Source organism: uncultured Tateyamaria sp. (genome assembly GCF_947497045.1).
Taxonomy (GTDB): domain Bacteria; phylum Pseudomonadota; class Alphaproteobacteria; order Rhodobacterales; family Rhodobacteraceae; genus Tateyamaria.
Map to the genome: position 1 here is coordinate 126,438 of NZ_CANMEU010000008.1, position 14,842 is coordinate 141,279.

At 58.6% G+C, this 14,842-nt stretch carries 13 protein-coding genes and 1 tRNA gene; 10 read left to right on the forward strand and 4 right to left on the reverse strand.

The window, feature by feature from the left end; translation table 11 throughout:
* The first annotated feature begins 12 nt into the window (after positions 1-12).
* The 4 genes from Q0859_RS15760 to Q0859_RS15775 all read left to right on the forward strand — a co-directional run bounded on the left by Q0859_RS15760 (position 13) and on the right by Q0859_RS15775 (position 3,574).
* On the forward strand, positions 13-1,014 hold the full coding sequence (locus Q0859_RS15760; protein WP_299152849.1) for an ABC transporter ATP-binding protein: 1,002 nt from the start codon (positions 13-15) through the stop codon (positions 1,012-1,014).
* A complete protein-coding gene (locus tag Q0859_RS15765) occupies positions 1,014-1,787 on the forward strand; it encodes an L-iditol 2-dehydrogenase (RefSeq protein WP_299152850.1) in 774 nt (257 codons plus the stop codon). Before Q0859_RS15760 ends, Q0859_RS15765 begins: the two co-directional genes overlap by 1 nt.
* Complete coding sequence (locus Q0859_RS15770; protein ID WP_299152852.1) at positions 1,787-3,250, forward strand: mannitol dehydrogenase family protein; 1,464 nt, start codon at positions 1,787-1,789, stop codon at positions 3,248-3,250. The genes Q0859_RS15765 and Q0859_RS15770 overlap by 1 nt, the downstream gene beginning before the upstream one ends.
* 78 nt (positions 3,251-3,328) lie before the next feature.
* A complete protein-coding gene (locus tag Q0859_RS15775) occupies positions 3,329-3,574 on the forward strand; it encodes a DUF1289 domain-containing protein (protein WP_299152855.1) in 246 nt (81 codons plus the stop codon).
* A 31-nt stretch (positions 3,575-3,605) separates the two neighbouring features.
* On the opposite strand, the gene Q0859_RS15780 is transcribed toward Q0859_RS15775, so the two are convergent.
* Both Q0859_RS15780 and Q0859_RS15785 read right to left on the reverse strand, forming a co-directional pair.
* The gene (locus tag Q0859_RS15780) at positions 3,606-4,079 is read right to left on the reverse strand and encodes a DNA starvation/stationary phase protection protein (RefSeq protein WP_299152858.1); all 474 of its coding nucleotides are present in this window, start codon (positions 4,077-4,079) and stop codon (positions 3,606-3,608) included.
* Between the two features lie 242 nt (positions 4,080-4,321).
* Positions 4,322-4,407, reverse strand: a tRNA-Leu gene (locus tag Q0859_RS15785).
* A gap of 209 nt (positions 4,408-4,616) precedes the next feature.
* On the opposite strand from Q0859_RS15785, the gene Q0859_RS15790 reads away from it, so the two are divergent.
* The gene (locus Q0859_RS15790; RefSeq protein ID WP_299152860.1) at positions 4,617-5,597 is read left to right on the forward strand and encodes a complex I NDUFA9 subunit family protein; all 981 of its coding nucleotides are present in this window, start codon (positions 4,617-4,619) and stop codon (positions 5,595-5,597) included.
* Here Q0859_RS15790 and Q0859_RS15795 read toward each other — a convergent pair.
* Positions 5,594-6,397, reverse strand: coding sequence for an undecaprenyl-diphosphate phosphatase (locus Q0859_RS15795; RefSeq protein ID WP_299152862.1), 804 nt, complete (start codon positions 6,395-6,397; stop codon positions 5,594-5,596). The genes Q0859_RS15790 and Q0859_RS15795 overlap by 4 nt on opposite strands.
* A 218-nt stretch (positions 6,398-6,615) precedes the next feature.
* On the opposite strand from Q0859_RS15795, the gene Q0859_RS15800 reads away from it, so the two are divergent.
* From Q0859_RS15800 to gltB, 4 genes are read left to right on the forward strand one after another with little or no spacing between them, the layout of a single operon-like run.
* On the forward strand, positions 6,616-8,052 hold the full coding sequence (locus Q0859_RS15800; RefSeq protein WP_299152863.1) for an NAD(P)-dependent oxidoreductase: 1,437 nt from the start codon (positions 6,616-6,618) through the stop codon (positions 8,050-8,052).
* A 57-nt stretch (positions 8,053-8,109) separates the two neighbouring features.
* Positions 8,110-8,547, forward strand: a complete 438-nt coding sequence (locus Q0859_RS15805) for a GFA family protein (protein ID WP_299152866.1) — start codon at positions 8,110-8,112, stop codon at positions 8,545-8,547.
* Positions 8,544-9,251 carry a hypothetical protein gene (locus tag Q0859_RS15810; protein WP_299152868.1) on the forward strand — a complete coding sequence of 236 codons (708 nt, stop codon included), beginning with the start codon at positions 8,544-8,546 and terminating at the stop codon, positions 9,249-9,251. The genes Q0859_RS15805 and Q0859_RS15810 overlap by 4 nt, the downstream gene beginning before the upstream one ends.
* Entirely contained in the window at positions 9,248-13,777 is a 4,530-nt protein-coding gene (gltB, locus tag Q0859_RS15815; protein WP_299152870.1) for a glutamate synthase large subunit, read from the forward strand. Before Q0859_RS15810 ends, gltB begins: the two co-directional genes overlap by 4 nt.
* 4 nt (positions 13,778-13,781) lie before the next feature.
* Here gltB and Q0859_RS15820 read toward each other — a convergent pair whose 3' ends face one another.
* Positions 13,782-14,015, reverse strand: a complete 234-nt coding sequence (locus Q0859_RS15820; RefSeq protein WP_299152871.1) for a hypothetical protein — start codon at positions 14,013-14,015, stop codon at positions 13,782-13,784.
* Positions 14,016-14,175: 160 nt separating this feature from the next.
* On the opposite strand from Q0859_RS15820, the gene Q0859_RS15825 reads away from it, so the two are divergent.
* Complete coding sequence (locus Q0859_RS15825) at positions 14,176-14,826, forward strand: SGNH/GDSL hydrolase family protein (protein WP_299152873.1); 651 nt, start codon at positions 14,176-14,178, stop codon at positions 14,824-14,826.
* The last annotated feature ends 16 nt before the right edge of the window (positions 14,827-14,842 follow it).

Genomic DNA, 14,842 nt, shown 5'->3' on the forward strand with positions numbered 1-14,842 from the left:
GGAACCTGACCAATGGGACAGATTACGCTTAACCAAGTCACCAAGAGCTTTGGCGATGTGCAAGTTATCCCGCCGCTTGATCTTGAGATCAACGAGGGCGAGTTTGTGGTGTTTGTCGGCCCCTCGGGTTGTGGCAAGTCGACTTTGTTGCGCCTGATCGCGGGGCTTGAGGACACAACATCGGGCGACATCAGCATTGATGGCAAGAACGCCACTGAACTGCCCCCGGCAAAACGTGGGCTGGCGATGGTGTTCCAGTCCTACGCGCTTTATCCACACATGTCGGTGCGCAAGAACATCGCCTTTCCGATGCGCATGGCGGGTCTGGACGAAGCGACCCAAAAGACCAAGATCGAGGCGGCGGCCAAGGCGCTGAACCTTACGGATTATCTCGATCGCAAGCCGGGGCAGTTGTCCGGCGGTCAGCGCCAGCGTGTCGCCATTGGCCGGGCCATCGTACGCGAGCCCGCCGCGTTCCTGTTTGACGAGCCGCTTTCGAACCTTGATGCAGCATTGCGTGTAGGCATGCGCCTTGAGATTTCCGAACTGCACAAGAAGCTCGAAACCACCATGATCTACGTGACCCACGATCAGGTCGAAGCCATGACCATGGCCGACAAGATCGTTGTCTTGCAGGCCGGGGTGATCGAACAGGTCGGCTCACCGCTTGAGTTGTACCACAGCCCGCGCAACAAGTTCGTGGCTGGTTTTATCGGCTCGCCCAAGATGAACCTGATCGAAGGGCCCGAGGCGGCCAAACATGACGCGACCACAATTGGTATTCGCCCCGAACATATGACCGTGTCCAAGACCGAAGGGGCCTGGAAAGGCCGCGTCGGCGTGGCCGAGCATCTGGGGTCCGATACGTTCATCCACGTCCACGACACCGGGTTGATGGATATGATGACCGTCCGCATCACCGGCGACATTGAGGCGACACATGGGGACACGATCTACCTCACGCCGATGGCCGATCAGATGCACCGCTTTGACGCGCAAGGTTTGCGTATCTGATGAAGCGGCTGGACGGTAAATCGGCCCTGATTACCGGGGCCGGACGCGGCATCGGGCGCGGGTTTGCCGAGGCCTATCTGGCCGAAGGGGCGCGCGTCGCGATTGCTGACATCGATCTGGAGCTGGCGCGGGAGACTGCAAAGGCCCTGGGGGAAGGGGCCTATGCCCTCCAGATTGATGTCAGTGACCAAGACAGCATTGATGCCGCAATTGCAGCCGTCGTTACACATGCGGGCAAGCTGGATATCCTGATCAACAATGCGGCCCTCTTCGATGCCGCCGAGACGGTCGATATCACCCGTGCCAGCTATGACAAACTCTATGCGGTGAATGTGGCGGGGACCTTGTTCACCATGCAGGCGGCGGCCAGGCAGATGATTGCCCAGGGCCACGGAGGCAAGATCATCAACATGGCATCGCAAGCCGGGAGGCGGGGCGAAAGCCTTGTGTTGGTCTATTGCTCGACCAAGGCGGCGGTGATTTCGATGACGCAATCGGCCGGGCTGAACCTGATCAAACATGGGATCAACGTGAACGCGATTGCTCCGGGAGTCGTGGACGGTGCCCATTGGGAACACGTCGATGCGATGTTTGGCAAACTCGAAGGAAAGCCACCTGGCCAGAAAAAGGCCGAGGTGGCAGCCGGGATTCCTGCGGGTCGTTTCGCGGTGCCTTCTGATTTGACGGGCATGGCGGTGTTTCTGGCGTCCTCTGACTCCGATTATATTCTGTCGCAGACATATAATGTCGACGGCGGCCAGTGGATGAGTTGATGAAACTGAATCTTGACACTCTGGGCGATTTGCCAAGCGCGGTGCGCACCCCAACCTATGATCGCACCGACTTGTCCGCAGGTATCGTTCACATTGGGCTGGGGAATTTCCATCGCGGCCATCAGGCATGGTATCTGCATCGGCTGATGGATCAGGGGATGGCGCATGATTGGGCGATTCTTGGTGCGGGTGTGCGCGCCGGTGATGCGGCCCAACGCGAAAAGTTGTTGGCGCAGGATTGTCTGACGACGCTGATTGAACTTGATCCGTCCGGCAAATCGGCTGAGGTGACCGGGTCGATGATCGGGTTTATTCCTGTTGCGGGTAACAATGCGGCCTTGATTGCACAGATGGCTGATCCGTCCATTCGCATCGTTTCGATGACAGTAACCGAGGGCGGGTATTACCAGACCGTTGATGGCACGCTGGATTCGGATCATGCTGATATCCGGCATGACGTCGCATCGCCGGGCACGCCCAAAACCGCCTTTGGTGCCATGGTTGCAGCACTCAAGCTGCGCCGCGCAAGCGGAGCCGGGCCGTTTACCTGCCAAAGCTGCGACAATCTGCAAGGCAATGGCGATATCCTGCGTCAGACTGTTGTCGGATTGGCGCAGTTGTCTGACCCTGACCTTGCCGTCTGGATTGAAGAAACGGTGACGTTTCCCAATTCCATGGTGGATTGCATTGTCCCGGCAACCGGGCAGACCGAACTGGCCCTGGCCCAATCGCTTGGGATTGACGACGCCGCGCCCGTGACACACGAAAATTTCCGCCAATGGGTGATTGAGGATAAGTTTTGCGCGGGCCGTCCCGATTGGGACAAGGTTGGCGCGACATTTACCGATGATGTGCATATTTACGAGGCGATGAAGCTGCGCCTGCTCAATGCGGGTCACCAGATCATTGCGACGCCGGGCGAGTTGTTGTCGGTTGCCACGATTGCGGACACGATGGCCCATCCGCTGATTGCGCCGCTGTTTGCCAAGATCGCTGTGGAGGAAATCGTGCCCCACGTTGTCGCTGTGCCAGGGATGACGCCCACGGCCTATGTCGATCTGATTACCAGACGGTTTGCAAATCCAGAAATTTACGACACCACGCGGCGGGTCGCCTTTGACGGTTCATCCCGGCATCCGGGCTTTTTGCATCCTGTTATCCGCGATGCGCTGGCGGCAGGAACGCGGATAGACGGCCTTGCCTTGGTCGAGGCATTGTGGGCCCGCATGTGCGCAGGCACCCGAGAGGACGGCAGCGCAATCACGCCCAATGACCCTCATTGGGGTCAGTTGACCGTGCAGGCGCAGAAGGCCCGCACCAATCCGATGGTATGGCTGCGCCAGGAACAGTTTTACGGTGATCTTGGCAGTAACGTCCGATTTGCCGATAGCTTTACGCGTTGGTTTGCTTTGGTCTGGGCCGACGGAACAGAGGCGGCACTGCGCGCATATCTGGACGACTAGTCAGTACGGGAAGATAGCCGAGCCGAGTTGAAATTGCTGGCCATCAGGCCCAGCTATGGGGTCAGCAAGGATCACATCATGCCCAAAACACCCAGCCCCTGTATTGATGTGTGCAAGTTCAAACGCGAAGGGCATTGTATCGGGTGTTCCATGACCAAGGCGCAGAAATCCATGTTCAAGGCCCTCAAGAAGGACGCCCATCGCCGGGGTTTTATTGAAATGCTGACCGCGCAGCAGGCCCGCTTGGGACGCTACCAGCATTGGGAACTGGCCTACCGCAAAAAGCTGGCCAAAAAGAAAATCGCGGCCGAGGACGTCCTCTGACCGCGATTGATTCAGGATCTGCGTTTGCCGATCAGCCGGCGAGATGTGCCCGTAGTATCCACGCAAATTTCTCGTGGATCTGCCCGCGGGCGATGCACAGGTCCTCTGTCAGGGTGTCCCCATGCTCCGCAGCCAGTGCACCGCTGCCTGCGAGGGTTGCAGCGAGCGTTTCCTGCGCTTCTTTCAACAGTCTGACCATGTCCTGATCGCTTGCGTGGCCGTCGTGCTCATGCACCTTGGACCGCTTCAGCATTCCGGCCAATGTGGCATCGGCATGGGCATCCAGGGCGCGGACCCGCTCAGCCAGATCATCCTGAGCGGCAAAGTGATCCTCGTAGATCGTCTGAAACAAGTCGTGCAGCGTGCCGAAAGCCATGCCTTTGACGTTCCAGTGAAAATTTTGCGCCAGCATCGTCGTTACGGCGGTTTCTGCGATGGATTGATTTAATGCGTCCGCGATGGCGGTACGTGCGTCTGTGGTCAACGCGGCGGCGGTCTGTGTCATATGCTTACCCTCGAAAGATGTTTGATCTGGCTGGCACTGTGCTGGCTTGCTGTATCACCAACATAGGGGCTGGTAGACAGTTGCCAAGCCATTTTTAGAATTATTCTAAAGTTTGGTAGGTTGATTGGCGGATATATGATCGCACCAGCATGCAAAAGGTGTTCAAACCCGCTTTCTGGATCGTCAAAAAACAGGTGATACGCTACAAGGAGGTCTGCGGCTTCGTATTTGTCGGGATGATTTGGTGCCCAGAAGAGGACTCGAACCTCCACGTCCTTACGGACACTAGCACCTGAAGCTAGCGCGTCTACCATTCCGCCATCTGGGCACGAAGTGGTTTGGGCTGATTAAGCGTCGCGGGCAAAGGTGTCAATCTGATTCTGGGCTCAGTTTGGGTCGAAGCTGCGGAAGCCTCCGCCTGCGGTTTTTCAGAAAAGATCAGAACAGGGAAGAGCACACCCCGTGCCAATTTGGCGTCTTGTCTGTGCATGGGGCGGGGCGTAGATATGGACCAAAGTTGTGTGCGAGGAGCGCGTTATGTCCAAGCTGGTCACTATCTATGGCGGGTCCGGGTTTGTCGGTCGGTATATCGCACGCCGCATGGCCAAAGCTGGCTGGCGTGTGCGCGTGGCGGTACGCCGCCCGAACGAAGCGATCTTTGTCAAACCTTACGGTGTTGTCGGGCAGGTAGAACCCGTTCTGTGTAACATCCGCGATGATACATCCGTGGCACAGGTGATGGCAGGCGCGGATGCGGTTGTGAATTGCGTCGGTATTCTGGCCGCGAACGGCAAGAACACCTTTGATGCCGTGCAGTCCGAAGGCGCGGGCCGCGTCGCGCGCATCGCAGCAGCGCAAGGTGTGTCAAAGATGGTGCAGATTTCCGCCATCGGCGCGGATGTGGATAGCGACAGTGAATATGCCCGCACCAAAGGTCTGGGCGAACAGGCGGTTTTGGAACACATGCCCGACGCTGTGATCCTGCGCCCTTCCATCGTGTTTGGGGCCGAGGACGAGTTTTTCAACCGCTTTGCGTCCATGACCCGTTTGGGCCCGGTGCTGCCTGTGGTCGGGGCGGACACCTTGTTTCAACCCGTCTATGTCGATGATGTGGCAAAGGCTGCTGAACGGGCGTTGACCACCGAAGTGATCCCCGGGATTTATGAACTCGGCGGACCGGATGTGCGCGATTTCCGGTCTTTGATGGCGACAATGCTGGACGTCATTCACCGTCGCCGATTGGTGGCGAATATCCCGTTCCCGATCGCTGCACTGATGGGCTTTGGCTTTGATATGGCCAACACGCTGTCGCTTGGATTGGTGCCTGCACAGATCACACGCGATCAGGTGCGCAACCTGCGCCATGATAATGTTGTCGCAGATGATGCGATGGGCTTTGCCACGTTGGGCATTGAACCTGTGGCCCTTGAAACCGTGTTGCCTGACTATCTTTGGCGGTTCCGCCCTTCAGGTCAGTACGACGCGATCAAGGAAAGCGCCAAGAACCTGAAGGTCTAGGTGTACGCCCAGATCAACAGGACCAAGCCCAAGGCAATTCGATAGATCACGTAAGGTGTAAAGCTGATGCTGCGCAACAGGCGCATCATAAAGATCAACGCCAGCAGCGCAGCGACACATGCAAAGGCTGCCGCGATAGAAGCATCGCGCATCAACGCCCAGTTTGCGTCGCCTATGACATCGAGGCTGAGCACTGCGCCCGATGCGATGATCACCGGGATTGACATCAGCATGGCAAGTTTTGCCGCGTCCTCGCGTCCGTATCCCAACCGCCGTGCGGCTGTGATCGTAATGCCAGACCGCGATGTTCCGGGAATCAGCGCAAGGCATTGGGCAAGACCCATGAGGGCCGCGTCTTTCAGCGTCCAACCTTCCGCGGTGCGGGTTGAGTCACCTGTGCGGTCAGCCCAATACAGCACGACGCCGAAGATCAGCATTGTCCAGCCGATCACCACGACCGAGCGCAGTGCTTCGTCCAGCCCTGTGAGCTTGATGACAAGGCCGACAAGGACCGCGGGGATGGTCGCAACGATCAGGCACAGCGCAAGGAACGCGCCGGGGGTGTCGATCCGCCCCCTGACCAGCCGGGTCAGGCCGGTTGCCGCGATCCAAACGTCCCTGTGAAAATAGAGGATGACGGCCAGTAAAGTGCCGACATGTACAGCAACGTCAATGGCGAGCCCTTGATCTGGTGTGCCCGTCAATGCAGGCAACAAAATGAGGTGTCCCGATGAAGAAACCGGGAGGAACTCGGTGACGCCTTGGATGATGGCCACAATCAAGAGTTGAAACAGTGTCATGGGGTTGGGCACCTTTGTGTTATACCTTTGGTACAAGCCCCTGATTCTGGACGCAAACGCGGATATGAGTCCGATGCGGACCTAATAAACATAAACAAACATGACTTGCTGAGTGAAATCAGTAAGAAATGTTAATGACGGGTCAGTAGTGCTGACTTTTATTCCGCTCAACTTTGATTTACTCCCCGCGCACGACCTTTCACTGGCAGGAGCGGACTATGGCTGAGCAACCGATGCTGAAATTTGTTAAGATCGAGCGCGACATGCCGGAAAAGCGTGAAGCAAAAGTGCGCCGTGAAGATTTTAACGAGATCTATGCGGAATACGTCGATACCAAGGCCAAGGAACAATCGAGCCGATGTTCGCAATGCGGTGTGCCCTATTGCCAGTCGCATTGCCCGCTGCACAATAACATCCCCGACTGGTTGCGTCTGACAGCAGAGGGGCGTCTGCGCGAAGCTTATGAAGTGAGCCAGGCGACCAACACTTTCCCAGAAATCTGTGGTCGGATTTGCCCGCAGGACCGCCTGTGCGAAGGCAACTGTGTTATCGAATCTTCGGGCCATGGCACCGTCACCATCGGGGCCGTCGAAAAATATATTACAGATACAGCTTGGGAGGAGGGATGGGTGATGCCCATCGCCCCCGCCAAGGAACGCACCGAAAGCGTTGGGATCATCGGGGCCGGACCGGGGGGGTTGGCCGCTGCGGATGTTCTGCGCCGCGCGGGAGTGCAGGTCACGGTCTATGATCGCTATGATCGCGCCGGTGGTTTGCTGACCTACGGCATCCCGGGTTTCAAGCTGGAAAAAGATGTGGTGATGCGCCGCAATGAACAGCTTGAGAAAGGTGGCGTGACGTTCAAGCTGAACTGCGCGGTGGGCAAAGACATCTCGTTTGCGGATATTCATGCCGCCCACGACGCGGTCATTATCGCGACCGGCGTTTATAAAAGTCGCGAGCTTTCAGTACCGAACGCCGAAGCCACGGGTGTGGAGCGCGCCATCGATTTCCTGACCGTCAGCAACCGCAAGAGCTTTGGCGATGTGGTGGACGCGTTCGAGTCGGGCCGGATGAACGCCAACGGCAAGCGCGTCGTGGTGATCGGCGGGGGTGATACGGCGATGGACTGCGTGCGTACCTCGATCCGGCAGGGCGCGACGTCGGTGAAATGCCTCTACCGCCGGGATCGTGCCAACATGCCGGGCAGCCAGCGCGAGGTCCAGAACGCCGAAGAAGAAGGCGTAGTGTTCGAATGGTTGAGCGCGCCCAAAGGATTCACCACAGACGGTGATCATGTGGCTGGTGTTATGGTGCAAAAGATGCGGTTGGGTGCGCCGGATGTGACCGGTCGGCAGGCCCCCGAGGTGATCGACGGGGCGGATTATGTCGAGGACGCCGATCTGGTGATCAAGGCCCTTGGGTTCGAGCCGGAAGAGTTGCCAACACTGTGGGACCAGCCTGATCTGGAAGTGACCCGTTGGGGCACGGTCAAGGCGCAGTTCACGACAGGCAAGACCGCCATGCCCGGTGTCTATGCGGTGGGTGACATCGTGCGGGGGGCATCGCTGGTGGTGTGGGCGATCAAGGACGGTCGCGACTGCGCCGAGGCGATCCTTGAACAGTTCGGTGCAACGGCGCTGGCGGCTGAATAAGCTACCAGATCATCGCAGTAGATACGTCAGTGACCCTGACAAAAACGGAGAATCGAGATGGACAAGTCCGGAGGATGCCTGTGCCGTGCCGTGCGCTTTGATGCGCGCAATGTGCCGTCGACCTACGGCATCTGCCATTGTCCGTCTTGCCGTCGATGGATGGGGTCTGCCCTGCTTGAGGTGTCGGTCAAGACCGATGATGTGACGTGGTACGGTGCCGAGTATATCGCGACCCGTAAAACCAGCGCGTGGGCCGAACGCGCATGGTGCAGGGAATGCGGCACCGCCCTCTATTTTCGCCAGACCAAACCGGGGGAGTGGTTCGGGGCCACTGATCTGCCCCTCGGTCTGTTTGATGATCCAAACGGCTTTACCCTCACGCACGAGATTTTCGTGGATGAGACCCCGGACAGTTTTGCGTTTGCACAAGGTGACCACAAGCGATTGACCCGCGCGGATGTGGCGGCGCTGAACCCGGATATCAAAACGACATGACGCGTCTCATCTACATCACACTGGCCTTCGCCCCGCTGGCCGTCGCCGCGCAGGACAGCGATCTGTACTATCCTCCCGTGGGCTGCACGGGCACGCTGACCGTGCAGTCGCGCAGCTGCATCGTGTCTCACATCTATACCTGCGCGGCGGATCAACCGGGCGAAAGCTGGCGCATTCAGTTCAACGCCGACGGCCCCAATTTCCTGTCCAAGATCGATGCGGAAACGCAATGGCTTGAAAGCTATGAGTTGTTCCCGATACGCCGTGAGGTTTTGCAACAACCCGCGCCCGACCCGGCCAGCCTGAGCGAATTGCTCAGCACCGGCACTGACGCCTATGACTTTGTACAGCGTAGCGAGGCAGGTGTCGTGCGCGTCGTCGGCTTTGACAGGTTAAGCGGCAATGACGTTGTGATCGATGGCGAACCGCTTTTGGGTACCGAATTTTCGGCCCGGTACGAAGACACGAGCGGCACCTATCTGGAAGTGTCCGGGGCCGAGTTCGTTTCGGTCAAACACCGTCGGTTTGTGTCCGGTCTGGTGACCCAAAAGTGGACCCGCGACGGTGGCACGGTCGAGTGGGACCGCACGCCCGTTGACTTTATCTACCCCGGTGAGCCGGGATTTTTCTCCAGGACCCCTCTTTATGATTGCGAGGCCTCACTGGCCAGCTATCGCCCGAACGTGAAAGGATCTGACCAATGACCAAATATGACGCTGACTGGGTGGCCCGCGAGGAGGCCAAGCGCACGTTCCTGGCCGAAAATGGTCTCTATTCCGAAGCTGAAGAGCATTCGTCCTGTGGCGTCGGCCTCGTGGTGTCCATGGATGGATCCAAAAGCCGTGCGGTGGTTGAAAACGGTATCAAGGCGCTGAAAGCGATCTGGCACCGGGGTGCGGTCGATGCAGATGGCAAGACGGGGGACGGGGCCGGGATCCACGTCCAGATCCCATGCGAATTTTTCTATGATCAGATTGAGCGCACGGGCCACAGACCCAACCGCGAGCAACTGATCGCGGTCGGTCAGGTGTTCCTGCCCCGCACCGACTTTGGTGCGCAGGAAACCTGTCGCACAATCGTGGAAACCGAAGTCCTGCGTATGGGTTATTACATTTACGGTTGGCGCCATGTGCCTGTGAAGGTGGATTGCCTCGGTGAAAAGGCGAACGCGACGCGCCCCGAGATCGAGCAAATCCTGATTTCCAACGCCAAAGGCGTGGACGAGGAAACCTTTGAGCGCGAGTTGTATGTTATCCGGCGGCGGATCGAGAAGGCGGCACTGGCCGCTCAGGTGCCTGCGCTTTATATTGCGTCGCTGTCGTGTCGGTCGATCATCTACAAGGGTATGATGTTGGCCGAGCAGGTTGCAGAATTCTATCCCGACCTTATGGATGAACGGTTCGAGAGTGCCTTTGCGATCTATCACCAGCGCTATTCCACCAACACATTCCCGCAATGGTGGCTGGCTCAACCGTTCCGCATGCTGGCCCATAACGGTGAGATCAACACGCTGAAGGGCAACCTGAACTGGATGAAATCGCACGAGATCCGGATGGCCCATGGCGCGTTCGGTGATATGGCCGAAGATATCAAACCCATTGTTGCCAATGGGTCGTCTGACTCTGCTGCGCTGGATGCGGTGTTCGAGGTTTTGGTACGTGCCGGGCGGAATGCGCCGATGGCCAAGACGATGCTGGTGCCGGAATCCTGGTCCAATCAAGCGGTCGAACTGCCGCAGGCGTGGCGCGATATGTATTCCTATTGCAACTCGGTGATGGAGCCGTGGGACGGCCCCGCCGCCCTCGCCATGACCGACGGGCGGTGGGTGTGTGCCGGGCTGGATCGCAACGGGCTACGCCCCATGCGATATGTCGTGACGCGTGATGGGATGGTGATTGCCGGGTCCGAGACGGGGATGGTCCCGCTGAACGAAGCCAATGTGATCGAGAAAGGCGCGCTTGGTCCGGGTCAAATCCTCGCCGTGGATATGGACGAGGGCAAGCTCTACCACGATACCGAGATCAAGGATCAACTCGCTGCCAGCCAGCCCTTTGGCGACTGGGTGGGCAAGATCTATGATCTGGAATCCGAACTGTCGGGTGTGACCGAAACCGCCCTGTTCGAGGGCGATGAACTGCGCCGCCGTCAGATTGCGGCCGGGTACTCGATTGAAGAGCTGGAGAATATCCTCGCCCCGATGGCCGAAGATGGCAAAGAGGCGCTTGCGTCCATGGGCGACGATACCCCGTCGGCGGTTCTGTCGAAAAAGTACCGGCCCTTGTCACATTTCTTCCGTCAGAACTTCTCTCAGGTGACAAACCCACCCATCGACAGCTTGCGCGAGTTCCGGGTGATGAGCCTGAAGACGCGGTTTGGTAACCTCAAGAACGTGCTGGATGAAAGCAGCAGCCAGACCGAGATCATCACGCTCGACAGTCCCTTTGTGGGCAACGCGTATTGGGCCGAAATCACCACCCATTTCAACGCGGATCTGGTCGAGATCGACTGTACGTTTGAGGCGGGCACAGGCGCGTTGAGTTCCGGTTTGGCCCGTATCAGAGCCGAAGCAGAGGACGCCGTACGCTCGGGCGCAGGCCACATCATCCTGACGGATCAGCATTCGAACGCTGACAAGGTTGCGATGCCGATGATCCTCGCAACCTCGGCGGTGCACAGCCATCTGACCCGCAAGGGGCTGCGCACTTTCTGCTCGCTGAATGTCCGCTCGGCTGAATGTATCGACCCGCATTACTTTGCGGTTTTGATCGGCTGTGGAGCCACCGTCGTGAACGCGTATCTGGCCGAAGACTCGCTGGCGGACCGCATTGATCGCGGCCTGATTGACGGCACGCTGACCGAGGCCGTCGCGCGCTATCGCAATGCCATCGACCAGGGCTTGCTCAAGATCATGGCCAAGATGGGGATTTCGGTTGTGTCCTCCTATCGTGGTGGGCTGAACTTCGAGGCGGTTGGCCTGTCTCGTGCGATGTGTGCGGAATATTTCCCGGGAATGACAAGCCGCATCAGCGGTATCGGGGTCACAGGTATCCAGACCAAGTCCGAAGAGGTGCACGCCATGGGTTGGGGCGGCACCAACGTGCTGCCCATCGGCGGGTTCTACAAAGCGCGCAAATCGGGTGAGACCCACGCGTGGGAAGCCACCTCGATGCACATGATGCAGACGGCTTGCAACAAGGCCTCGTATGAGATGTGGAAACAGTATTCGGCCAAGATGCGGTCGGGGCCGCCCATTCATTTGCGCGACTTGATGGATATCAAACCCCTGGGCAAGGCGATCCCGATTGAAGAGGTTGAAAGCATCACCTCGATCCGCAAGCGGTTCGTGACACCGGGCATGTCCCTTGGTGCGCTGTCGCCCGAGGCGCACAAGACGCTGAACGTCGCGATGAACCGGATCGGGGCCAAGTCCGACAGTGGCGAGGGCGGCGAAGATCCCGCGCACTTCCATCCCGAGCCAAATGGCGACAACCCGTCGGCCAAGATCAAACAGGTGGCGTCTGGTCGGTTCGGTGTGACGGCCGAGTATCTGAACCAGTGCGAAGAGCTGGAGATCAAGGTTGCTCAGGGCGCAAAGCCTGGCGAGGGAGGACAACTGCCTGGCATGAAGGTCACCGACCTGATTGCGCGGCTGCGGCACTCGACCAAGGGCGTGACGTTGATCTCGCCTCCGCCGCACCACGACATCTATTCGATCGAGGATCTGGCGCAGCTCATCTATGACCTCAAGCAGATTAACCCGCGCTGCAAGGTGACTGTGAAACTGGTCGCATCTTCGGGGGTGGGCACGATTGCCGCCGGGGTGGCGAAGGCCAAGGCGGATGTGATCCTGATTTCGGGGCACAACGGGGGCACCGGTGCCTCACCCGCAACTTCGATCAAATATGCGGGTCTGCCATGGGAGATGGGCCTGACCGAAGCGCATCAGGTGCTGTCAATGAACAACCTGCGGGGTCGGGTGATCTTGCGCACGGATGGGGGTTTGCGCACAGGCCGGGATATCGTGATGGCCGCGATGCTCGGGGCCGAGGAATATGGGATTGGTACCGCTGCGCTGATCGCCATGGGGTGCATCATGGTGCGCCAGTGCCAGTCCAACACCTGCCCCGTGGGCGTGTGCACGCAGGACGAGGCCTTGCGCGATAAGTTCACCGGCAACGCGGACAAGGTCGTAAACCTGATCACCTTCTATGCGCAGGAAGTGCGCGAATTGCTGGCCTCTATTGGGGCGCGCAGCATGGATGAAGTGATCGGGCGCGCGGATCTATTGGCGCAGGTTTCGCGCGGTTCGGCGCATCTGGATGACCTCGACCTCAACCCGATGTTGATCACTGTCGATGGGGCAGCGGATATTGTCTATGACCGTGACAGGGATCGCAACGCGGTGCCTGATACGCTGGATGCTCAGATCGTGCGTGATGCCGCGCGGTTCTTGCAAGATGGTGAAAAGATGCAGCTGTCCTACGCTGTGCAGAACACCCATCGGACGGTGGGCACCCGCACCTCAAGCCATATCGTTCGCCAGTTCGGGATGCGCAACACGCTGCAACCCGACCACCTGACGGTCAAGCTGACCGGCTCGGCGGGGCAATCGCTTGGCGCATTTGCGGCGCCTGGCCTCAAGCTGGAGGTGTCCGGTGATGCCAACGACTACGTGGGCAAAGGGTTGTCGGGCGGCACCATCGTCGTGCGCCCGCCCATGTCATCGCCCATCGTCGCCTCGGAAAACACCATCATCGGCAACACAGTGCTTTACGGTGCGACCGATGGGTTCCTGTTTGCAGCCGGGCGCGCCGGCGAACGCTTTGCAGTGCGCAACAGCGGGGCGCATGTGGTGATCGAAGGATGCGGGTCAAACGGATGCGAATACATGACCGGTGGCGTGGCCGTGATCCTGGGCGAGATCGGCGCAAACTTTGGCGCAGGCATGACTGGTGGCATGGCGTATCTTTATGACCCTGACGGCAAGGCCGAGGCGCTGATGAACATGGAGACACTTGTGACCTGCCCTGTGACGGTCAATCACTGGTTGGGCCAGCTTGAGGAACTGCTGGAACGGCATCTGTGTGAAACCGGCAGCGTCAAAACTGCCGATATTTTGCAGCACTGGGACACCGAGCAGCGGAACTTCCTGCAAGTGTGCCCAAAGGAAATGCTGGTGCATTTGCCTGCCCCACTTAGTGACGAAGCAGGTGCGATACCGGCCGAGTGATGTTTTAGGTATCGGGTCGGGCGGCCATCTTGGTGGCCCGATCCCGACTGCCGACATGGGTGTTTTCGGCCAATATGTCAGCGACGCGGGTGGGCATCGTGCCCAGCTTGTGCGCGATCACATGATCTGCATCACCGGACCATTTGAGCAGCCACACAAGGGCAGCATCCGTCGTGTTCAATGCGCGAAACTGTGGGGCAATGGCACCGGGTTGCGCGCTGGTGGTTGGGTCGATCATCTCCTGACTCCAAAAGCGGTTGCGAATGATCCAAGGTTAGCGGAGATGTTCAGTTTTCGTTAGTGATTAACGCTTTGTTTTTAAATTGAGTTTTCTGAAAAGATAGTGAATGAATGGTTGCGGGCTGGCATCGGGGCTGCAAAGCATTATCTGATCGCGCATGCGGTACATCATTTTCCTTCTGTGTATGTGGCCAACCATGACGCTGGCTGATCCACCTCGCGTGTTGGCCATCGGCGACAGCATTCTGGCGTGGCACAAATGGACAGGGCGCGACATCCCATCCGTCTTTGGGGCAGCCTTGGGGGCGGAGGTTGAAAATGATGCGGTGGTTGGCGCGCGGTTTTCCAACACCTCGACCTTGGGCCGCGCCGCTGGCTTTGATGTGCGCACCCGACTTCGAAACGGGCCTTGGGATATTGTGCTGATCAATGGTGGGGCGAATGACCTTCTGAGTGATTGTTCCTGCAACGCTTGCGCGTCAGTGCTGGATGGGTTGATCACCGCGGACCTGACAGGTGAGGTGCCGACGTTTCTGGCCGAAGTACTGGCGCGGGATGTCGATGTGATCTGGATGGGATATTATGCGAGCAGCCGGTCGGGGCCTTTCACCGGGTGCCGTCCGTATCTGGTGGACTATGACGCGCGGTTGGCCCGGCTGGCGGCAGCCACCCCGCGATTGACGTTTCTGGACAGTGAGGTTGTGATTGACTCGGATCAACGTGGCCTGTTTGCCTTTGATGGGCTTCACCCGTCCCCCAAGGGTGCGCGCAGAATTGGCACATATCTGGCCCAATCGGTATCGGACTAGTTCACACATCGCGCGG

Coding starts and splice junctions, on each gene's coding strand:
- Q0859_RS15760 (WP_299152849.1), top strand. CDS start 13: ATGGGACAGATTACGCTTAACCAAGTCACCAAGAGCTTTGGCGATGTG.
- Q0859_RS15765 (WP_299152850.1), top strand. CDS start 1,014: ATGAAGCGGCTGGACGGTAAATCGGCCCTGATTACCGGGGCCGGACGC.
- Q0859_RS15770 (WP_299152852.1), top strand. CDS start 1,787: ATGAAACTGAATCTTGACACTCTGGGCGATTTGCCAAGCGCGGTGCGC.
- Q0859_RS15775 (WP_299152855.1), top strand. CDS start 3,329: ATGCCCAAAACACCCAGCCCCTGTATTGATGTGTGCAAGTTCAAACGC.
- Q0859_RS15780 (WP_299152858.1), bottom strand. CDS start 4,079: ATGACACAGACCGCCGCCGCGTTGACCACAGACGCACGTACCGCCATC.
- Q0859_RS15790 (WP_299152860.1), top strand. CDS start 4,617: ATGTCCAAGCTGGTCACTATCTATGGCGGGTCCGGGTTTGTCGGTCGG.
- Q0859_RS15795 (WP_299152862.1), bottom strand. CDS start 6,397: ATGACACTGTTTCAACTCTTGATTGTGGCCATCATCCAAGGCGTCACC.
- Q0859_RS15800 (WP_299152863.1), top strand. CDS start 6,616: ATGGCTGAGCAACCGATGCTGAAATTTGTTAAGATCGAGCGCGACATG.
- Q0859_RS15805 (WP_299152866.1), top strand. CDS start 8,110: ATGGACAAGTCCGGAGGATGCCTGTGCCGTGCCGTGCGCTTTGATGCG.
- Q0859_RS15810 (WP_299152868.1), top strand. CDS start 8,544: ATGACGCGTCTCATCTACATCACACTGGCCTTCGCCCCGCTGGCCGTC.
- gltB (WP_299152870.1), top strand. CDS start 9,248: ATGACCAAATATGACGCTGACTGGGTGGCCCGCGAGGAGGCCAAGCGC.
- Q0859_RS15820 (WP_299152871.1), bottom strand. CDS start 14,015: ATGATCGACCCAACCACCAGCGCGCAACCCGGTGCCATTGCCCCACAG.
- Q0859_RS15825 (WP_299152873.1), top strand. CDS start 14,176: ATGCGGTACATCATTTTCCTTCTGTGTATGTGGCCAACCATGACGCTG.